At 39.9% G+C, this 21,761-nt stretch carries 17 protein-coding genes and 1 pseudogene; 4 read left to right on the top strand and 14 right to left on the bottom strand.

Annotated elements, in window-relative coordinates; genetic code table 11:
* Window positions 1–68 precede the first annotated feature (68 nt).
* The 6 genes from sixA to VB693_RS07440 form a co-directional block, all read right to left on the bottom strand.
* Window positions 69–563, bottom strand: a complete 495-nt coding sequence (gene sixA, locus VB693_RS07465; RefSeq protein WP_323265699.1) for a phosphohistidine phosphatase SixA — start codon at window positions 561–563, stop codon at window positions 69–71.
* Between the two features lie 32 nt (window positions 564–595).
* Window positions 596–985, bottom strand: coding sequence for a type II toxin-antitoxin system VapC family toxin (locus VB693_RS07460; protein WP_323265698.1), 390 nt, complete (start codon window positions 983–985; stop codon window positions 596–598).
* Entirely contained in the window at window positions 978–1,223 is a 246-nt protein-coding gene (locus tag VB693_RS07455; RefSeq protein ID WP_323265697.1) for a hypothetical protein, read from the bottom strand. Before VB693_RS07455 ends, VB693_RS07460 begins: the two co-directional genes overlap by 8 nt.
* A 76-nt stretch (window positions 1,224–1,299) precedes the next feature.
* Window positions 1,300–2,481: an HNH endonuclease gene (locus VB693_RS07450; RefSeq protein WP_323265696.1), complete on the bottom strand. Its 1,182-nt coding sequence runs from the start codon at window positions 2,479–2,481 to the stop codon at window positions 1,300–1,302.
* Window positions 2,482–2,683: 202 nt separating this feature from the next.
* Entirely contained in the window at window positions 2,684–3,970 is a 1,287-nt protein-coding gene (locus VB693_RS07445) for a DHH family phosphoesterase (protein ID WP_190707532.1), read from the bottom strand.
* Window positions 3,971–4,947: 977 nt separating this feature from the next.
* Window positions 4,948–5,445 (bottom strand): HNH endonuclease, encoded by a 498-nt coding sequence (locus VB693_RS07440; RefSeq protein ID WP_190707530.1) that lies wholly within the window; start codon window positions 5,443–5,445, stop codon window positions 4,948–4,950.
* 695 nt (window positions 5,446–6,140) lie between these two features.
* On the opposite strand from VB693_RS07440, the gene VB693_RS07435 reads away from it, so the two are divergent.
* On the top strand, window positions 6,141–6,953 hold the full coding sequence (locus VB693_RS07435) for a SnoaL-like polyketide cyclase (protein ID WP_323265695.1): 813 nt from the start codon (window positions 6,141–6,143) through the stop codon (window positions 6,951–6,953).
* 225 nt (window positions 6,954–7,178) lie between these two features.
* Here VB693_RS07435 and VB693_RS07430 read toward each other — a convergent pair whose 3' ends face one another.
* From VB693_RS07430 to infC, 4 genes are all read right to left on the bottom strand, one after another.
* The gene (locus tag VB693_RS07430; RefSeq protein WP_323265694.1) at window positions 7,179–7,694 is read right to left on the bottom strand and encodes a hypothetical protein; all 516 of its coding nucleotides are present in this window, start codon (window positions 7,692–7,694) and stop codon (window positions 7,179–7,181) included.
* Window positions 7,695–7,928: 234 nt separating this feature from the next.
* Window positions 7,929–9,488, bottom strand: a complete 1,560-nt coding sequence (locus VB693_RS07425) for a sodium:proton antiporter (RefSeq protein ID WP_323265693.1) — start codon at window positions 9,486–9,488, stop codon at window positions 7,929–7,931.
* A 77-nt stretch (window positions 9,489–9,565) separates the two neighbouring features.
* Window positions 9,566–12,595, bottom strand: a complete 3,030-nt coding sequence (locus VB693_RS07420) for an MFS transporter (protein ID WP_323265692.1) — start codon at window positions 12,593–12,595, stop codon at window positions 9,566–9,568.
* Between the two features lie 118 nt (window positions 12,596–12,713).
* The gene (gene infC, locus VB693_RS07415; RefSeq protein ID WP_190705740.1) at window positions 12,714–13,247 is read right to left on the bottom strand and encodes a translation initiation factor IF-3; all 534 of its coding nucleotides are present in this window, start codon (window positions 13,245–13,247) and stop codon (window positions 12,714–12,716) included.
* A 502-nt stretch (window positions 13,248–13,749) separates the two neighbouring features.
* Here infC and VB693_RS07410 point away from each other — a divergent pair.
* Complete coding sequence (locus VB693_RS07410; RefSeq protein ID WP_323265691.1) at window positions 13,750–14,664, top strand: alpha/beta fold hydrolase; 915 nt, start codon at window positions 13,750–13,752, stop codon at window positions 14,662–14,664.
* Window positions 14,665–14,674: 10 nt separating this feature from the next.
* Here VB693_RS07410 and VB693_RS07405 read toward each other — a convergent pair whose 3' ends face one another.
* Both VB693_RS07405 and VB693_RS07400 read right to left on the bottom strand, forming a co-directional pair.
* Window positions 14,675–16,120, bottom strand: a complete 1,446-nt coding sequence (locus tag VB693_RS07405) for a 2-succinylbenzoate--CoA ligase (RefSeq protein ID WP_323265712.1) — start codon at window positions 16,118–16,120, stop codon at window positions 14,675–14,677.
* Window positions 16,121–16,351: 231 nt separating this feature from the next.
* Window positions 16,352–17,359: pseudogene (locus VB693_RS07400) on the bottom strand (RNA-guided endonuclease InsQ/TnpB family protein); the annotation flags it as partial.
* A 60-nt stretch (window positions 17,360–17,419) separates the two neighbouring features.
* Between VB693_RS07400 and tnpA the strand changes: the two are divergent.
* A complete protein-coding gene (gene tnpA / locus VB693_RS07395) occupies window positions 17,420–17,827 on the top strand; it encodes an IS200/IS605 family transposase (protein WP_323265690.1) in 408 nt (135 codons plus the stop codon).
* Between the two features lie 80 nt (window positions 17,828–17,907).
* Here tnpA and VB693_RS07390 read toward each other — a convergent pair whose 3' ends face one another.
* Together VB693_RS07390 and menA are read right to left on the bottom strand one after the other, a co-directional pair.
* Window positions 17,908–18,921 carry an o-succinylbenzoate synthase gene (locus tag VB693_RS07390; protein ID WP_323265689.1) on the bottom strand — a complete coding sequence of 338 codons (1,014 nt, stop codon included), beginning with the start codon at window positions 18,919–18,921 and terminating at the stop codon, window positions 17,908–17,910.
* Between the two features lie 107 nt (window positions 18,922–19,028).
* Window positions 19,029–19,934, bottom strand: a complete 906-nt coding sequence (gene menA, locus VB693_RS07385; protein ID WP_323265688.1) for a 2-carboxy-1,4-naphthoquinone phytyltransferase — start codon at window positions 19,932–19,934, stop codon at window positions 19,029–19,031.
* A gap of 406 nt (window positions 19,935–20,340) precedes the next feature.
* Between menA and VB693_RS07380 the strand changes: the two genes are divergently transcribed.
* Entirely contained in the window at window positions 20,341–21,756 is a 1,416-nt protein-coding gene (locus VB693_RS07380; protein WP_323265687.1) for an isochorismate synthase MenF, read from the top strand.
* Window positions 21,757–21,761 lie beyond the last annotated feature (5 nt).

Raw genomic sequence — 21,761 nt, 5'->3', positions numbered from 1 at the left:
CAGAAATAAGGGTTGCCATAACAGTAGCCTAGCTCACAACAATTCTTTAGAGAAAAGTTGCAAAACTGTTAGAGCAAGTACCTGGGAGGTGTCAACCAAAACATTTGACTACGACCCACAGGTAAACCTATTTCTGGCAGTTTTACTCCGATCATACCTGCTTTTTTGAGGACTAAACCGCCTTTGACTTCTCCCCATAGAAGAATTTCTGCCCAATTACTCAAACAAGGCTCATGTCCTACCAAAGCTAGTTGGGTGTCTTGGTTAAAGTTTTTGGGTCGCAACCAGTAATCTAACCAACTGGAAATATGACCATTGGGAGCTAAATGGTTCGATTCTTCTAGCTGGGAACTGAGTTCTGCTTCTAGGAGAATTTCAGCCGTTTGGCGAGCGCGTACCAAAGGACTAGTGACAATCAAATCAAACTGCAAACCCAATGTTTTCATGCGCTGGGCTACTTTCTCTGTTTTTTGCCTTCCTTCTTTGGTAAGTTTGCGCTCCTCATCTTTGATGAAAGGTTGTTGTTCTTCAGCTATGCCATGACGAATTAGATATATTTCCACGATATTTAGTGCTGAGTAAAAACTTTTAAAAGTTATGGATATTTTAATAAATTTAAACCTTGAATAAACCTGTAATCCCGTTGGTTTTTCGTAATAAACGGGTAATTCCAGATTATTGCTGTAGCTGCAATAAGACTATCAGGAATCAGCAAGCCATGACTTAACCGATAAAACCGCAATAAATCAACTGCTTTGTTTGAAATAGCTTGATCAACTTTAATGATATGAAACTGTTTGAGGAAATTTTCTAAGGTTTTTAGCTCTGCTTTGTTAGCACAACCAACCATCAATTCCATTTGTGTAACTATGCTAATCGCTAAACCAGAGTTTACTTGTAAATTGTGTAACCATTTTACTGCTTCGATAATGCCATAACCAGCGTCGATCAAAATATCGGTATCAATAATAGTTAAGTTAGTCATTTGACTTTGACCACTCATTTTCTCGAACACTACGTACCCACGCAGTGCTATCAGCTAAACCCTGGCGATCACGCCACATCCCAATAAAATTATCATTCGCTAAATCATCATCTACTGGTTGTGTTGTACATTCAACTACTGTATATCTTTGTCGTAAAACAGCTATAAAGTCGATTACTTGACGCTGTGCTTCTAAAGGTAGGGATAAAAATTCATTCAACAACTCTTGCTGTGTCATGAAAACTTCTCCAAATTAAGGCAATAAGATATCATACTAATTATCTTGCCATACATTACCAGAATGAGCGATCGCACTATAAATATTTGAACCATTCACACATTTCACATCTCTTCTTTAAGAACTGTAAACTGGGATGGTGCATTTCATTTTTTGGCACACGTAACTCTTTGCCCTCGATCGCTCTATACTCAGTTTTTTCTAAGGTAGGTGAAATATGTACCATCATTGTTTTTGGATTGATGGCAATAAGATTTAAATCAAATAAAGTATGCAAATCAGCACGTAATAATAAACCATTGGAAGGATGATTATTTTCTGTTGCAATGTAAGGGATTATATGAGCGGCTTCGAGTGCTTCCTCTGCATCAAAATTAGTAATTGCACACCTAGAAGAATAAGCTTCTAACAAATCCTGCCGGAACTTTGATTGTCCTTGTCTCCTAGCTATTGATACATAAATTTTTTGGCGAGCTTCAGTGTCATTTCTGTACCTGAAGAACTTTTCTTTATCTAATTCTTCTCTAGCAGTTAGTAGTTCATTATTCTTGATAGGTAATGGTGGAGTTGGTGGAGGTTGTATAGTTTTTGCTTCATTTATTCTCTTTAATATTAATTCGCAATTGTTTATTTGATTAATTGCCTTGGCGTACTTGGAATCAACTTTCAAAGCTAATCTATATTGATTAATTGCATCTTCATATTCTTGTTTTCCCTTAAAAGCATTTCCTCTTTCCACTATGACATCAATAAGTCTGCATCCTTTTCCTATCCTTTGATATTTAAGGGAATGCTTTTCCCATTCTGAATCAAGAAAATGAGAAGCTTCTTCACTGAACCTACAACCACCTCCCCCAAAATTAAAATTAACTCCTTGAAATTGAGATAATTTCCTTAATTCTTTTTGTTCTAGAGGAAAATTAAAATCTACAACTGAATCTATTTGAATCAAAACAGAAAAACAGCCATAATAATGCCCCACATATGCTTCACTTAAATCCGAATATGTCCTATTAATAAGTCTTAACTGATCATCTTCTGTTGCTGCAATAACATAACCAGCAGCGATAAAGCCAAGCGGCTCATTCCCAATATTTCCGCTTCTCTTAAAATATGCTCTAGAGCCAACTTTGATAAATTTAGAATTACCACAACTCCATGCTATTTTATAATATTCCCCATCAGAAATTTTTGACTTAATTAAGGACGTAAGTGATTTATTTATTTCACTGTTTACAAGAAAAATTATAGTTTCCATAATAGATATAATTAGCTAATAATGCTAATTATGAGCCTAGCTATTTAATATACAAATAGTCAGCAGTATTTTTACCTGAAATAATATTATTTGCCATAAATAGAAGATACGCCTCAGAATTAATTCCGAGACGTATATCAGTTGAGAACTATCTTTAGTTTTGTTTATGTTAGTTCTCAATTTTTCATAGTGGAATACGAACCTACTCAGACTGAATTGGGTTATCTTTAGGATTCACTAATTTCAGTAACTTCTGCTTAATTTGTGCGTCAAAAACTTCCCACTTCATTCTTGCATAAGCAGAATTTTCATTACTACCAGATAAGAATCCCATCGGAATTTCAAAACCACCAGCACCTGTTCTCCCACCACCAAAAAACCGCCCTGTGCTATCTTGTCCAAAGGCTTCCTTAATAAATTCATCAGGGTCGAGTGTGAGTTTGGTCGTTCTTAACGAACCAATCACTACTTCTAATTCATCGTCTTCATCGTGAACAATGCCATAAACCACAGCAGTATGCACGTTTTCCTCAGTAACCAGAAAATCTGCGGCTTGGGGGATAGCGTCGCGATCGTCGTAGCGTAAGTAACCAACACCTGCGATAGAAAAGTTATTCTGCACAATGCGGTTTTTTAGCGATCGCTCAATTACATCCATCACCCGTTTAGAACGGTTAGCCTGAAGAATTGCATTCAGCAATTGAGCATCATAAAATCGGCTCAGATACGCTGCTGCCATAAAATCTTCTTCTTGTGCTTGCATCAGGCGATTGGTATCTGAACGCAAGCCGTGCATTAAGGCAGTAGCACATTTAACGTGTTGGCCAATGCTACTATCTAAAGCTAGTAAGCCACATTGAAGATATTGAGTAAAAATCGTTGCTGTGGCTCGCACATAAGGACGAACATCCACAAACTCTGATTTCAGTTCAGATTGCAAACTATGGTGGTCAATTACTGCTACTAATGGTATACCTGCTTGCTGCACAGATGTTAGTAACTGACTGGTTGTCCCTTGGTTATCAATTAAAACCAAGCCTTGATAAGATGATAGGTCTTTCCCCTTAATAGTTTGGGGTGTCCAGCGTTGGGCAGGTAACCCCGTTAGCTTGACTAACGCTATGTTTTCTTGGTGACTTAGAGTCCCAGCATAAATCATTTCACACTTGATATCGTATTGCTGGGCAATTAGCTGGTAAGTCCAAGCACAAGAAAGCGCATCAGGGTCAGGAAAGTCTTGTAAAATGATTAACTGACGTTCATGTCGGTGTGATAGTAGGGTCTTTTGCAATTCTTCTGATTTTTGAAATGCTAAGGAATTGCTACGTTGCCCTATATAAATACCTACACCTTCGCCTGTAGATGTTGGTAAGGTAGATTTAGTTAGTGACACTTCCGTTTCTTTGTCTATGTCAGTTTCCTCCGGAGTTGACTCATTAGTCAACGCAAAACTATCAGACTGCTTAATAAAAGAAGAATTCAATTGCATAGTAAAATTTGTTCCAAGTGTGAGGCTCTATGAATTTGTTTAGAGATACTACAACCAGCACTTGACTCATTTAGCCCCACATTCTGATCTTCGCAAAAATATGAGGAGATGGGGATGTATATCTCGGTATATTTTTGTCAAGCAGATAGTTGATGAATCTACCAAATTCTACCAGAATGCACATAAAGGCTGAAAACGAAGACTTCTGGTCTTGTAAAACACATCTCAAATAATGATCAATCTTTGTTATCTTTTGTAGATAGATACCTGCCTAACCTGCGGTATGGGTAACACCTATGTAATCTGCCCTTTACTCTTGTCTTTTACGTTTGTACTAGACTGAAACTTGATCTGGTATCTTTGCTACACAGCCACAAAATTTTGCTAGCCCAGGATATGGTTTTGACCCCATATGTAAGTCTCTCCTTATATTTTATAACGAAAATTTACCGAAAGCCTGGGATTAAAACCCCGTTCATATAGGACGGCTTTACTTTCTTGACAGATGACAGGTGACAGGTGACAGGCTGCGCCGTGAGCGTCGAACGGTTAGAGGTTGCAGCAAATAGGGGCAAAGAGTATTTTTTTCATTTTTTGCTGCTGGGAAGCTGACTTGAGACTGATTCCAAGTGAAATTACCTTCTTGGTATCATATGACACGTCAGTCGCGCAAAGTATAAATCCCTCAACGGTTTTGAACATATAGATTTCTCCATAGGACAAACCATATGCAAGATATTTAGAATAATTCTTTCGTAAATTGATCTTTTGATATTTTATTAAGTTATAATGGTTTGCTGTTAAATTACTCAGCTAAAAGTAAAAATTATATTTTAGGGGATGACCACGCAAAACTTGTACCCAGAGCAATCACAGTCCAAGGTATTTAAACTGTACTTTCACAGAAAACACACAAATCTAGTACCCGGATTTAGTGACAATCGAGCTACCGGGTACTAAGATTTATTGTGTGAATGTCAAAGTCCTATAACATATTTTTGCCACTCTTGATGCAGTCCACTCTTAAGATGCTTACTAACCTCAAAATAGAGACTACTGTAAGGTTGCCGAGGCGGATGCCGCAGCAGCATATGAGCTTCTTGGGGAGTACGACTACCCTTTTTGACATTGCACCGTACACAAGCTGTAACAATGTTTTCCCAAGTGTCCCCACCACCACGCGATCGCGGTATTACATGGTCTAATGTCAACTCATCGCCTGTATAGCCACAGTATTGACAACTGTGTCCGTCACGATGCAGGATATTTCGGCGAGTAAGTGGAATTTCCTTGTAAGGGACGCGCACATAATGGCGCAACCTAATCACGGTTGGTAACGGAAAATCTGCATAGAGAAACTTCCCGTTGTGTTCAACCCGTTCTGCTTTGCCTTTAATTAACAGAACCGCAGCACGACGCCAGCTCGTTATATTGAGCGGTTCGTAAGAGGCGTTTAGGACTAAAACCTTCCCCATTGATTAACGCTCAAGGTATTAGTTTTACATATATTAACACGAATCTCCGCTTATCGGGAGATGAGAATAAATTATACTTCCGAAAGGATTCCAAAAATTATACATATGAGAATTCAGCATCTATTCACCATGCCCTATTCCTCATGAACATAGATTGGGTTGAACAGTGTCACATTGCTGCGCTCCGAATTTAAAATTCAAAACTTGTACTGAGCTTGTCATTCTCTTCGTTCTCTACAGGACGCTTACGCTTACTCTTCGGGGTTCGCAGTAGCGTTGCGTAGCAAAGCAAGCTACCCTCCGTGTTCCGTTCGCGGTAAGGATTTATCCCTTCTGCCTTCTGCCTTTCTTGATAATCCTATCTTTACTTTACTTGTAGGGAGGGGTTGGGTGTGGTGTTTTTGTCTCTCACTCAACCAAGAAACGCTACTTTAACACTAAAAATATAACTAAATTACCTTTTAAATTTATTTGAGATTATCTATATTAATCAACTTTTTTTGTACTGGCTGGCATAATAGTAAAAGATGCAAGTAGATGTACTTCAAAATCTCTGACGCTACAAATGAATGAGAGATTAAATCTGCAAAAAAGCTGTATAACTAGCTGCAAAACTAGAGGGTTTTCATTGCGTAATTCTGTTGCTCATCATCAATTTACATTTATTTCTTAGTTAACTTTTCGCGTAGGCATTTATGAATCCCATCGACATCACTAAGCTTAATCTTTGGGTACAAGATAGAGATACAGTGCTGGAATATAGCACGGATATAGAATGGCGATATGGTCAAAAACCAGACTATACTCATTCTAATGAAAAACTTGCCGAAGAAAGCATACAAAATCACCCCGAAAATTCCCTAGAAAGATTAGTCCAAAATTTGGTGCGAGCTTTTGATATTGAGGCCAATTTCAAGACTAATCCTGCTCAATGGCTGACTGTTGTTCAAGATAAGTTTCGCATGAGTACCAATGGTGGTTATGGCTACACCATCACAGATTTAATTAATTCTGGTACTTATAAACTATTAATTGGAAATAACAAACATTACAAAGCCAGTGAAGAGAATTTTGAAACCTCAACTAATCTTTTCCATACAGCATTCCCTGAAGGTTTTTTATGGGAATTGTTAGAAGTTTATTCAACCCCGCCAAGTATTGTTTTTAAATGGCGACACTGGGGTGCTTTTAATGGTGCATATAAAGATTATGCACCAACAGGCGAAACTATTGAAATTATTGGCACTAGTGTTGTTCATTTGAGAGATGACCTGAAAATTCTCTCTTTAGAACACTACTATGACAACACCAAGTTTCTAGCAAAACTTACATCTGGTGGTAAGTTACCAACTAATCCTCAAACGCAGCAACTAGCAGAGATCAAAACCAAATCTTCTCTGTGGCAAAAGTTATGGAGTTTTATCAAGAAACTTTTGCCTTGGAGAAAAAAATCAACAGATGTCAATCTCTCTGCTAGTCGTTGTCCCTTTGCTGCTGTGGAGGATTAAAGATTTGTAGTAAGGACTTTAGTCTTAAGAAAAGGACTGCACTGCTTCCCAGAACCTGTATGCTAGTCCTTACTACAAACTCGATGATCATAATTTTACATTATTAACATAGTTCGATTTATTTTTACTGGCTTACTTAACATAGTGAAATTGACTACAAAACAGGGAATCAGTGCTGCGATCGCAATACTGATTCCTATCTTCTACATTGATTTTGGCAGTCCCTTAATTCTTGATCGGTATTCTCAGCATGAGTGCGCCCACCCAGTCCGACGTGGGGCCAGCAGGGAAATTAACGTGGCATAGCGCACATTCAGCCCTGAAGTTACTAAGGGGGATCGAGCGTCGATAGTACCATTTTTTATCCACACGCTGGACATCCGTGTATGCCTTTCCTGCTAACGCCAGTTGGTTTGCCTGAACCTCGAATTTGTCACTGGGGCGATCGTTTTGCAGGAGCGGGCCAACAGTGCCAACTAATCGCATATCTTTGTTGTGATCGTTAAATATCAAAGAGATGGACTGCTTACCCTGCTCCACATTATCTGGTGTAGTCTCGTCGAACTCCTGCGTCAGTGCCGCGAACAGCGTGTTGAGCATGAGATCACTTGTCTGTTGGGCAAACTCAATTTTTGCAAGTGTCGGTGGAATGCTATAACCACGGGCAATTCCCGTGAAACTTAGCCCGATAACGATAAATAGCACGAAAATCCCATAACTAACTAGCTTTTTCAGACGCATTCTCTTACCCTTGGTTTTTGTATTCTCATGAACTCAGTAAATCCGCGTCACTGATAGAATTTATACGCAGATAATCCCCAGCAGTTTATACCGTAAACTCTACCAAGTTCTCCGAGAAAATACAACCATTTCGTCTGTATTGTTACGCCGGGATGAAGTTTTCTTGAATTTTTAATGAGCAGGGGAAATAGGGCATAAGACTATGGTGAGTTTTTAGCCAATTCGGGTAGCTACTCACCCCTGATTGTGCAGAACATTCTCCAATAAGGGAGCTAGTTCTTGATTTAACCTACCTGACTTGACAAATTCTGCATAGGTATCTGCTTCGACTGCCAATAGTTTTTCTTGAAACTGTTCAGTGATAAATTGCTGGAGATTGGGGTACTCATCTTGTAATTTGTCAATCTTTGTTTGCATCTGCTCAATCTCCCCTGTGATGAGTTTTTCCTGATAGCGTACAAACTCCGGGTTAATACCAGGATGTTGTTCTGTTTGCAGATATTGCAGAACTCGTTCTAAGGCGATATTACGAGCAAACATTTCTAAATACTGTTCCCGTAGGGGTGCATCGCCTAGCAAATTCAGCTGTTTGACTAACGGTTTGATGGTCAAGCCTTGAATGAGTAGGGTAAATAAAACTACTCCAAATACGATCGCAATAATTTTGTCTCGATCTGGTAAAACTGCTGGTACACTCAATGCCAACGCTATGGAAACAGAACCGCGTAACCCACCCCACCACAGAGTAGTTTGTTCGGGTAGAGAAATTGCTGATTTGGTGATAGTTTGACTGACATAGCTGAGAATGTAAATTGCGACAGCTCGCATTAAAATCATGGCAGCAACTGTCACACCGATTATTTGTAGGTTTTCTCCGAGACTGGCAAAGCGGATTTGGTCGCCAATCAGCAAAAAGACGATGGAATTAACGAAAAAGGCTAAAAATTCCCAAAACTCGGAAACAATAATCCGGGTGCGGGGATTCATGCCGATGCGAGAACCAAAGTTACCTAAAATTAAGCCTGTGGTGACAACTCCAATCACCCCAGAACCACCCAAATCTTCAGTAATTAAGTAAGTACCATAGGCGGACACCAAGGTCAGAGATTGTTCAACCATTGGTAAATCGAAGCGTTGGGTGAGGTAGGAAATACCAAAACCAATCAAACCTCCGACGGCTAAACCAATACCAACGACTTGAAATAACTCCAACAAAACAGGCTGTAGTCCTAATTCGGCATTACCTAAAGGTAAGGCTACCAAAAAACCAAAGGCAACTACTGCCATGCCATCATTAAATAAGCTTTCACCTTCCATCAGGGTAACGAGGCGGTTGCTTACGCCTAATTCCCGAAATAAAGCCGTTACAGAAACAGGGTCAGTAGCCGAAAGACTTGCACCGATGAGCAAAGCTGTGGTGATAGATAATCCAGCTAGCTGATTCAGTCCAATTGCTACCCCCGCAATGGAAATGACCACCCCCAACACCGCATACAGACAAATGGGGATAAATTCCTGCTTCAAGTCTGACCATTTCAGATTCCATGCAGCTTCAAATAAGAGGGGGGGTAAAAAAATGAACAGAATTAAAGCGGGGGAAAGAGTGACAAGGCGGACATCAACCACCGCCAAACCTAAGCCGACAATGACTAAAAGTAAGGTGTAGGGTATCTGGCGAAACCAGTTAAATATTTGTGGTAGGGTCGCCACCCCTAAAGATACCGACAGCACTAGAAGAAACTGCTTGAGATTAGAGGCGATCGCTTCCTCTCCAATTGCTGATTCAATTACCATAGGGAAATTTCTGGTAGGATTCTACACTTCTTATCATCTGAACATTTTTACCAGATTGTTGCAAAAAAAGTTAGTGATTAAACGTTGATTGTTTGAAGTTCTTGGGGGTGTTCACTAGAGTTTTTCTTGATTAACTCTTGAACTTGATTGGCTACAAGTGGGTGTGAATCTTGTTGTAGTTTGGGCAATAGTTCTAAGAGGACGCGCTGGGATACTACGCTTAAATAAGCGATCGCAGCTTCTCTGACAAAGCCAGTAGGATGGCGTAAAGCTAGTAAAATTTCATTAATTGTCAGGCGAATACGGTTGACTTGAGCAAAATGAAAACAGCAAGCCAAGCACCAATCTGAGAAAAAATTCCCTAAAGTCAGCATCCGGCGCAGTCTTTCACTGGCTGTAAACTTTTGATATTCCATAAATCCTGCTTCTACAAGATAAGGGAGTTTTTCTTGGGGCGATCGCTTATCTAAAATATTCAACAGCAATGATTTGGTGGGTAAATTCACTGTATGCTCTAATATCTCTAACCCCCGTGCTAAGTTAACTCCTGACTCAGACCTTAAATTAAAAGCCGCCGCCTGCATTTTTTCTGGGGAGTATAATAGCCGCAATAACAGCAGCAATCTCTCTCTAATATCCCATTCCATTTCTTCTAAAGCCCGTTGTAATAGTTCGTATACAATCACAACTCGCTCTTGTGTTTGATAACTTTCTAAAGTTTGTTGTGGTTGTAAGTCTATGTACGCCGCGTAAATTTCACCTAAAAATTTTAATTCTTGATTAATTAAAGTTTCTACTCGACTGTGCTGGAATCTATCGACTAAATTAGTAATTTCTGATTGTTTTTGGATTTTTAACAAACTACGAAGAATATGATACCTAGTCCCACCCCAGGAAGATTCTAAATGTAACCATAAAGTGTCTAGTGCTTCTAGGGTGGAAATGTGCGCTATAGTCCGCCAAGCATACATCCGCAATACTTCTGGTTTGTAAACATTGGTGGCTAATTGCAACAGCATCTCCAATGCTTCATTCTCCATTTTGACTAAGGCACGCATCGCAGTTTCACGGGTGGATTTATAGTAAAGTGCTTTTAAAAGTGCAGGATAATATTCCTCCATTCTGTTTTTTGCCACCATTTCTAAAACAGCGCAACGTACCCGTAGGGATTCATCCTGTAACAGATTGGGTATGTGAATCCGCAAGGCTTGTAAATACACTGCTTCTCTTAAAGCTTTGACTCCATTCATCCGTTCTAGTTCTTGCTTATGAGTCAGCATCCAACGTAAGGTTTTGGTAGCTGCTAATGTTTGCATCGGTGTTCCTTGACGGAGCAGCAAAGCAGCCGCAGTTCCACGGATGAGTGAATGCTGTTGCGGGTGGAGGTATTCTTCTAGGAGACTGAGATTGGGATGAGCTTCCGCTAGCCAGACATAACGTAACGCCAAAGCGAAAACTTCTAGATTGACAACACTAGGGGGTCGTTCTAGCAACCAGCGCACTTCTGAGATATATTCAGGTTTTGCACCTACTGCTAGCATCACCTCTAAACTGCGATACTGTAAGTCTGGGGAGAGTTTGAATAATAATCCTGCTAAAATTTCAGCTGCTCCGTGGGGATCAATTTGGGCTAACAGGTCAATACAAGAATGTTTATCGGCGGCGTTACCTGTTTCTTCTAAAGCTTTGACTACTGCTTGCTTAAAGGCGCGTAATCCCACCTTAGAAGCACTCAGTTCACCGCGTTCCGCACTCAATACCAACAAATCTACATAGCGCGATCGCAATACCCAAACTACTCGTAAGCAAGCAACTGCGACAATGGCTGTCTCGGCAATAAATATCCATTTTTGGACGGGTGCGGCGACAAAATTTCCCCCAATCACCAAAGTCAAAAATATTACTAATCCAGTCAAACCTGTAGCGATCGCTTCGGCTGAACCTCCAGATAAAGCCTGCATTCGGCTGCGAATACGTTCGGGTATGGGTTGGTATAATACCGGGCCACTACTGACAACAAAGGTATAACGTAGCAGTTCATCTGTAAATTTCAGCCCTACTAGTCCCCAGAAAAAAGCGACGGATTGCATTCCCGGTAATATATTCAGTACCGCAATCAGTCCTGGGACAACAAAGCCTACAGCCACAGGTAACAGGGCTGCACTAAAAAACACCCCAAAGCGTTCAATTAGGCGACTAGAGAAAAACCACTGAGTGGCTAACTCACAAAGTCCGACAATACCACCAAATAAGCCTAAAAAGCCTGCTAATTCTTTGTCACCCAAGTTTAACTTCAGTTCTTGCAGGTATTGAAAATCGATTAATAAGCCAATGACTTGCAAAAGACCAACAAAGGCAAATAACTGTAATATGTAACGCTTGAGTGGGGCTTCGAGGCGGCGGTGTCGAGAGGCTTCTTCTTGGGGAAGTATGCGCTGTGGCGCATCGGGAAAAGCATCTCGGTACTGATAGGTTAAATAAGCCAGAATTGCCGATCCTAAGAACATCACCCCACAGGCGATGATAATCACTCGATTGAGTCGGGCAAATTGCAGCAACCAAGGTAAGCTAAAGCCACTAATTACATCTGCTACTAGTACACCACTGCTAACTATGGGGTAGGTGCGTTTAATTTCACGAATATTAAATAGTTGGTTGGCGACAATAGAAGTATTGAGGTCATTGACTACATATAAAGAATCTACCCATAGCCGCAATAGAAACACCAGAATCACCGCTAGGTAGGAAATATGTAGTTTCCAGTGTAGTAATACTAGCAAGATTAACGGTGTCACCATACAAGGTGCGATCGCCACCACTACCCAGCGTAACGGAAAAATCTTTTGCAACCAAGAATACAAAAAAACTAGTGCGACACCCATAAAAGCACTAGCTATATACATCCAAGGTAATGGCCCAACCCCATATTCATCTAAAAAAAGTGCGACTGTACTATCTTCTGCCCATCGTAACCCTATAGATACAGTTGTATAAAAGGCAAACATCATCCAAGTCCGTCTGCCTTCTTCTGGTCGTAGATTCACCCATTTTAATAGTTGTGCTAGCAAATTATTCTTTGCAGCCAACGAATGATTTTTCAATTCCATTAAAAATGGCAAAAGTCCTGAACAACTGAGTATTATGTTTCCCACTCAGAGTTCAGGACTATCAGATTTAATATTTTCAGTAGTAAATTACTTGACTGAACTTACTCAGCACTGTTAATTATTTTTTAGGCGAAATCAGCATCATCATGTTGCGCCCTTCTTTTTTAGGTGCTTGTTGTACTTCACCAAATGGCTCTAAATCCGTAGCCATCCGCTTGAGTAAGGTTTCTGCTAAGTCACTGTGTTGAATCTCTCGCCCCCGGAACATCACAGTCGCCTTGACTTTATCTCCATCTTTCAAGAAGCGTTCTGCTTGTTTAACACGCACGTTATAGTCATGTTCTTCTATCTTGTAGCGCATCTTGACTTCTTTAACATCGGCTGTATGCTGCTTTTTCCGGGCTTCCCGCGCTTTCTTCTCCTGCTCAAATTTATATTTCCCATAGTCCATAATCCGACATACTGGCGGGTCGGCCTTGTCACTGAGCAGCACTAGATCCAGCTCCTTGTCTTCTGCTAGTTGCAGAGCTTCCTGGGGAGTCAGAATTCCTAGCTGAGAGCCGTCAGTGTCAATGACTCGAATTTTGGGGAAGCGAATTCTTTCGTTAATTTGGGGCAGATCGCGAGTTCTTTTTTTCTCAATCACAGGCATTATAATTAACGGGATTCCTTTGTGAAGAATGTGGTTTGGGCTGGATTAGCTGGATTTTGCTTGGTTGTGGCTCATAAGCACAACACTAAAATAACCAAAGACTTCATCAGAAGTCTATAGTTGTGGGTTAGCTAGTCCACAGAGTAACTTGCTTGTCTCTGTATTTGCTATTCTACTCACTCTCAGAGAATTTCTCTGCAATAGTTAATTTAAATCACACAACCTAGAGAAACATTAAATATTGTAACAATTATTTTTTAATTTGTTTACCTATAAACTCTGAGTATATATTCCCCAAATAGAGAAATTGCATACTATCTCCAGATTTTATTTGTCAATTATAAGTGATAGATTATACAAATAAATAGTCATTGGGCATAGGAAAATACTTTTCCGCCTTGTCTCCCCTAAATCTCTGTTCTAGCCTTTAAGATGGAAGTTAACAGACAGCAATATCTAAGAAACGGGTTAATTTTGAATTTTCAATTCGGAGCGTAGCGACGTGACGATCGCAATAAACTGGCAACAAAGAGTTGGGAATCAAAGAGATTGGGTATGGCGTGGTTGGCAAATTCGTTATACTTATATTCGCGCCAGTCAAAATCACCAAAAAACAACACCTCTGATTTTATTACATGGTTTTGGTGCTTCTATCGGTCATTGGCGACATAACTTAGAAGCTTTAAGCGAATATCACACAGTCTATGCTCTCGATATGCTCGGTTTTGGGGGTTCAGAAAAAGCTCCAGCCAACTATAGTATAGAACTATGGGTAGAGCAAGTATATGAATTTTGGCAAGCTTTTATCCGTCAACCAGTTGTCTTGGTGGGCAATTCCAATGGTTCTCTAGTTTCGCTAGCCGCCGCCGCAGCTCATCCAGATATGGTAAAAGGGATTGTCATGATGAGTTTACCTGACCCATCATTAGAGCAAGAAGCTATTCCGCCTATTATGCGCCCTTTAGTGAAGACAATTAAAAATATTGTTGCTTCTCCACTCTTTTTAAAGCCTGTATTCTACTTTGTGCGTCAACCAAGTGTATTACGTCGCTGGGCTAGTTTGGCTTATGCTCATCCCGAAGCCATCACTGACGAACTGATAGACATTCTAGCAGGCCCTCCCCAAGATAGGGGTTCAGCCCGTGCTTTTAGTGCATTATTTAAAGCTGCGATCGCAATTAATTTTAGTCCTAGTGTGAAAGCACTGTTACCAAACATAAAAATTCCCATGTTGCTAATTTGGGGACAAAAAGACCGATTTGTCCCGCCTATACTGGCCAGTCGATTTGCTCAGTATAACGAACGGCTACAACTACTCAATTTAGAAGATGTAGGCCATTGTCCCCATGATGAATGTCCAGAGCAAGTAAACCAAGCCATTTTAGATTGGATTAATCAAGCTTCTAACAGTTATTAAATTAAGATTTTCATTTTCTGAGAAATTCTGTAGCTATTTTTTGTAGTGTTTGGCGATTGACTTTACCTTGGGCATTACGAGGTAATGTATCTAAAGAAATCCAGTATTTAGGTATTTTAAATCTGCTGAGTTGATTAGCAAGTATATTTTTAATTTCTCCGGAATTAATATCTGTATTTTTAGGAATATAAATGGCTGTTAATGCTTGTCCCCAATCTTGATCAGGTATACCAATTACACACACATCAATAACCATTTGTGTGCTAAGTATGGCTGACTCAATCTCTATGGGGTAAATATTTTCTCCACCTGAGATGATTTTATCGCCGTTACGCCCAACAATTTTTAAATAACCTTGTTCATCTAAAAAACCTACATCATCTACAGAAAAATCATCTTGGTTATTCCAGAAATAGGGGTAATAACCAAGAGCTAAAGATTTAGCTTGAATGGTAATAATACCTCTTTGATTGGCTGACAAAACTTCTCTTTGAGGATTACAAATTTTTACTTTAGCATGGGGAAGAATTTGACCACTGCCAGTTTTACCACTTAAGAAATCATCAGGTTTTAAGGTGACAATTTGAGAAGCTGTTTCTGTCATGCCATAGGTGGGTGATAGATGGATACAATGAAATTTAGCTTTTTCTAATAATTCATCCCCAGCAGGCGCACCACCCAAAAGAACAGTTTTGAATTTAGCTAGCCATGCAGTTAATTCTTGATTTTGGAAAAGTCTTTGTAATTGAGTTGGTACTAAAGATATGAAAAAATCTTGAGGATTAATCTGGTATTTTTGAGCTAATTCTATTGATTTAAATGGCAAAATTACTATTTTACCGCCAGTGATTACAGCACGCATAAACTGCATTAAACCGCTAACATGATACAACGGCAAAACACAAACAGAATTTACTTGTTGTAGCTGAAAATATTCTGTAAATCCCTGCACTGATGCGGTGAGAGTTTCCCAAGTGTGCATAGCAAATTTAATCTTTCCCGATGAACCACCAGTGGAAATCATAATGAGTGTTGAGTTATGAGTGCTGAGTTGTGAGTGAGGAGTTGCGAGTGAGGAGTTGCGAGTGAGGAGTTGTGAGTGAGGAGTTGTGAGTGAGGAGTTGTGAATAGGGATTTTATCTTCTCTGCACCCCTGCTGTTTCCCAGTTCCCAGTCTCCAGTCCCCAGTCCCTATGCCCCAAATAATATCGGGTTGTACTAAGTTAAATACTTGATGCCATTCTTGTTCACCCCAGTCGGGATTACATAAAAATACTTGGCAATTGGCTGCACAGGCGGCGATGAATCCGGCTAAAAATCTGACTGGTTCTCGTTCGGCTAGGATGATTTTTAGGGGTTGAATATCTGTTGATAATTGAGTGAGTTCGGCATATAGTTTGGTGGCAAGTTGCTGAAGTTCTTGGTTGTCATCACCAATTAGCAAATCATGGTGTATTAAGTGATGAAATTGACACTCTCCCGCTAACCGCTTGCGCGGTGTAGCGGGAGATTCTTGCTTCTCAGAAACACGCTTTTTGGCACAAGTACCAACGAGTCTTACTACTTCTCCACAAGCTTGGATTTCTGCGTGTCCCGCAGTATTTGTTGACAATATTCTTATCCCTTCTGCCCTCAAGTTCCGTGAAGCATTTTCATCTCTGTCATGAGTTGTTTGACAATTCAGACAAGTCCACTCACGGATACTTAAATTCAGGAAATCATTCTTATAACCGCAGCATGAACAAAGCTTTGTACTAGGAAAGAATCTGTCAACTTGGATGAATTTACCTCCCTCTCTTTCTAGTTTGTAGCCGATAAAATTAAGCAGCATACCAAAGCCAGCATCATATATTGACTTGGCTAACTTGGTACGGGCTAATCCCTTAACGCAAAGGTTTTCAGCTACTATGACTTGGTTATCGTCAACTAACTTTCGTGAGAGTTTATGGAGAAAATCTTGTCTGGTATTAGATATTTTTTCGTAACCTTTGGCAACTACTTTAACTGCTTTATGCCTATTGTTAGACCCCTTCACTTTACGAGATAAAGCTTTCTGTCTAATTCGCAGTCGTTTAGCATATTTTCTAGTAGGTTTGATTGGGTCAACTTTGTAACAGGTTTCACCATCAAACACAGTTACTAGACTGTTTAATCCTAAATCAATTCCTGATATCTTACCTTGCACCTTTGTTATTAAATCTTTTGTCTCGAACAAGATTGAAGCAAAATATTTATCTGTACTTGTTTTAGAAACGGTTACAGATTTAATCTTGCCATTAATATCTTTTGAAAGACTAACTTTAACAATGCCAAGCTTAGGTAGCTTTAAGCCACCATCTTTAATTGAACAACTTTCAGGAAATCGGATTGACTGTAAGATATGCTTACTCTTGAATTTTGGGAATCCAGCACGTAAGCCGTAAAAGTTTTTAAATGCTGATTCCAAATTCTTGAGTGATTGCTGTAGAACAGCAGCAGTGGGGAAAAGCAACCATTCATAATCAGCTAGTTTCTTCAATTGGGTAAGGTCTTTCGCCATCTGGCAGTAAGTCATACCTTTACCCGTTTCCTTGTATTGAGTATTAGTTTTATTGAGGTAGAAATTCCAAACAAAGCGGGAACATCCAAAGCTTTTAGCTAAGGATATTTCTTGTTCTTTGTTTGGGTAAATTCTGACCTTCAATACATCTAACATCGATACATTTTTGAGAAACGCTTATGGTAATATACTATTTACCGCTACCCCTTGTCAATAATGTACCATAATGGTTTTAGGTCTGTTTACAGACTTAATGCTCATATCGTTTTAGTCGTGAAGTACCGCCGAAAAGCTATTAAAGCCGAGATACTAAACAGGTTAAAAGAAATAATCACAGACACCCTAAAAAAATGGGATTGTAAATTACTGGAGTTCAACGGAGAAGCAGACCATGTGCATCTATTAATTGACTACAAACCTGATAAACCACTTTCAACACTGATTGGAAATATCAAAACAGTGAGCAGTAGATTAATCCGCAAAGAGTTCCCTTGGTTGGCTAAAACATACTTCTACAACAAGCCTTACTTTTGGACTGGTGCGTATTTTGTGGCTAGTTGTGGTGGTGTTACGGTTGAACAATTAAAAAATTACGTTGAGAACCAAGCACAACCAAAACATTGATTCGCTGCGTTCAGTTTTATATTGGTCGCAATTCATTCTCTCCGGCAAGCTAACGCTGTGCGGGGAGTCCTCTTGCTCCATTAAGATAGACTTTGTGGCCAGGTGTCATTTTCTGCTTGGGTAAAAAAGTGATTGATGCCAAAACCAACAGCCCTATCGTGGCGGGATAGTTCTGCTGCTAGTCTGAGTGCAGCTTTTCTGGCGATCGCAGTTTCAAATACTGATGAAAACACTACATCAATTTCATGCTGTTGGCAAAACTGGCGCAGACGTGAAGGTGAACCAACAATGGCAGGTTTAATTACGAAAATTCCTCGCCAACCTTTTTGATAACACTCTGCAAGTTGCTGGAGTGTGGCGACGGATTCATCTAATGCGATCGCGGTATCATAGCACTGACTCAACGCCAACATCTGGAAAAAATCTGCTACAGGTAGCGGTTGTTCGATAAATTCAATTTTCACTGACGATTTTGAATTTTCTCGCAGATTATCACAAGTTTGTAACCATAATTGCGCTTGTTCATAGTTCAATCCACCGTTAGCATCTAAGCGCAGTTTGGCGGAATTTGGTAAGGTTTGCGTCAGTAAATCAAATACTTGGAGTTCTTGACTAATATCATTTACGCCAATTTTCCATTTAAACGTGCGATATCCTTGCTGCCAAAGAGTTTGCCATTGATGTACTGCGGCTTCCCCGGCTGGGAGTAAGGCACTGTATTGGGCATTGGTGGAAAAAAAGGTAGAAAGTTCTTTCATTAAGTCCCCATTACCCCTTATCCCCAGAGGGGGCCCCGAGTTCCCCAATCCCTCTAATGCTGACTCAAAACCAAATTGACACGCAGGTAAATCATCGGGTATCAAGAAAATATTTGCTGCTGTGATTTCTTGGGGGAGTTGGTGACAAAAATCTAAAGCTTTTTCTAGAGTTTCCGAACCGAACCAGCTAATAGGGGCAATTTCTCCCCAGCCGACTTTACCAGTGGAATCACGCAACCTGAGAATAATGGCTTCGCGAATTTCCCACACACCATGACTGGTAATTAGCGATCGCGCAAATCTTCGGGCGATAGGACGAAACTCAAATTGGTACATAGTAGACCGACCTGTTGCAAAAGTCCGAAAATGAGATGTTTCGCTTCGCTCAACATGACAATTGCGAATAACCCCCTTTACCCCCTGCGCCCTACCCTCTACCTCCTTTACACGCCTGCGATCGCAAATCCGACACCTAATAACAAGCAACTCCAAAAATGCACTGCTACGGCAATGAATTTACAATTACTGACTTTTTCCGGCTGGTTGTGATTTTCTTGGACGTGGCGACACAATTTGAAGGCGTAGGGGAGACTTACCCAGCTTAACAATGTCCATACAGGGAAAATGCCCAATACTACACACAGCAAGGTGAGTGGGTAAATGCTAGCTGTTAACCAAGTCAGGACTTTTGCGCCTGTGGCTGTACCTAAACGGACGATAGGCGATCGCTTGCCGGCGGCGATGTCATCTTGAACTTGGTGAAAGTGTGAGCAAAATAAAATTAAACTGGTGACAACGCCAACAATTACTGACGCAGCTAAACTTGTGACTGACCAAGTTCTAGTTTGGCTGTAGTATGCGGCGGTAATGCCCAAAGGGCCAAAGGCGAAAAAGCAGAGAATTTCACCTAAACCTTGGTATCCTAGACGGAAGGGAGGCCCTTGGTACATATAGCCCAAAGCACAGCACAACAGGATGATGCCAATTACCGTTGGGTCTTGTTGCCAGGTAGCGATCGCTAATATCCCTAACAAACCACTAATCAAACACAAATTTCCTAACCAAAATACTAAAGTCTTTTTACCAGTTAGATTCACCAGCGAGTGGTGTTTATTTATATCAATACCTGTTTCTGAATCAAATACATCATTACTGATATTTTCCCATGCCAGAATCAAAATTGCGGCAGCTACAAAAATAGAAAATATTACAACATTAAAACTTTTATTTTCTGCAAATGCTACAGATGTTCCAACCCAAATCGGCATAATTGCCACGCTGTACATTGGCGGTTTAATTGCCGCCATCCATAATTTAGTCTTGGGACGGGAAATTTCTTTTGTAGTCATCAGTCCTGATTAGTTAAATTACCAAAAATGTACTCATAATTTATTGATGCTGAGTGATGCGTAATATACTTTCTATTTAGTTCAGTGTATTAGTTGAAAGTAAGCCTGATCAATCATCTACACTCACTCAGAAATGGCTAAACGCCTCGCTACCGCTCTAAGCGCAGCTATGCCCGCAGGGCTTTACAGCACTATGTTACAAATCCTTAACCTCCTGTGGCAAATTTTACATTTTTTTGTTGGCAGCAAAAGATTAAGCCTAGCTTGTCATGCTTTGGGAACACCATAAACAAAGCAAACCATACTCTGGTGAAATGGTGACTGAATATGCTACCTGTAGAAATACGACCATGTTTAATTACACTTTAGGAAGATAACTTAAAAAAAATTTACTATTTCTAGATTTATGACAGTTTCACCATGTCGTAGTAACTTCGTTGTAGAACAAAAAGACCTCTACCAATTTTTGTTAGCTGTTCAAGAAAACTGCCTCAAAAATAATTGTAGGCAAATTGTGAGCATTTCCCTAGCAATTGACTGGGTTGATCCCTTAAGAGTATTAGATAAATTAGCGCAAGCAAATGAAATAAATTTTTACTTTGAGAATAAAGTCAAAGGTGAAGCGATCGCAGCAATCGACGCAGTCAAAAAAATCCAAATTAATGGCAAAGACCGCTTTACTCAAGCTGAATATTTTATTAAATCTAATCTAAAAAATATAATTAATTTTGGTGATACTAGTGAAGCTTTCACTGGAGCGCACTTTTTTTGTTATTTCAGCTTTTTTGATCAAACTCACCAAGTTGATTATCCATTCCCTTCAGCTACAGTTTTTCTACCAAGTTGGCAAGTAGCTGTCAAAAATGAACAATGTATATTAGTAATTAATACTATTATTAATGCCAGTTTTAATATTCAATTATTTTTACAAAAGCTTACCAATAAAATAGAATCTCTTCATTCCTTAAAACGTTATACGCCAAATCCCGATTATTTCCCTGCTATTTTTACGAAAAGACCAGTCAATAATACAGAACATTTCAAGCATTCTGTAGTTTCAGTTTTAGAACAAATTCATTCTAGTCATCTTAGTAAAATTGTCCTAGCAGATGTGTTAGATGTGAACTCCAATCAAAATTTTAGTTTATTTCACTCATTAAATAATCTGCGTAAAACCCATCCGAATTGTTATATTTTCTCTACCAGTAATGATAAAGGACAAAGCTTTATTGGTGCGAGTCCAGAAAGGTTAATTAGTATTCATAATCAGCAATTAATTACTGATGCTTTAGCAGGTTCTGCACCCAGAGGTAAAACCCCTGCGGAAGATGCAGCTAATGCGAATCGCTTACTCAACAGCGAAAAGGAAAGACATGAGCATTTACTAGTCATGAATTTCATTACACAACGCCTCACCCAACTAGGATTATTACCCCAAATATTAGCCCCTCGTCTGCGACAATTATCTAACATTCAGCATCTATGGACACCAATTAGTGCGATCGTTCCGGCTAACGTCCATCCATTACAAATAGTTGCCCAATTACACCCCACACCAGCCGTAGCAGGTGCAGCCAGAGATATCGCCTGTACTGAAATTCGCCGTTATGAAAACTTTGAGAGGGGTTTATATGCTGCGCCTCTGGGTTGGGTAGACTCCCAAGGTAACTGTGAGTTTATTGTGGGGATTCGTTCCGCATTAATTAATGGCGATCGCGCTAGACTTTATGCAGGTGCAGGTATTGTCGCGGGTTCTGATCCTGATCGCGAATTTGCCGAAATTCAACTCAAACTTCAAGCATTGCTAAAAGCATTAGTTTAATTCTC

Source organism: Anabaena sp. UHCC 0399 (assembly GCF_034931465.1).
Taxonomy (GTDB): domain Bacteria; phylum Cyanobacteriota; class Cyanobacteriia; order Cyanobacteriales; family Nostocaceae; genus Trichormus; species Trichormus minutissimus.
The sequence above is the reverse complement of the archived record's forward strand: the minus strand, read 5'-3'. Positions and strand labels throughout refer to the sequence as shown.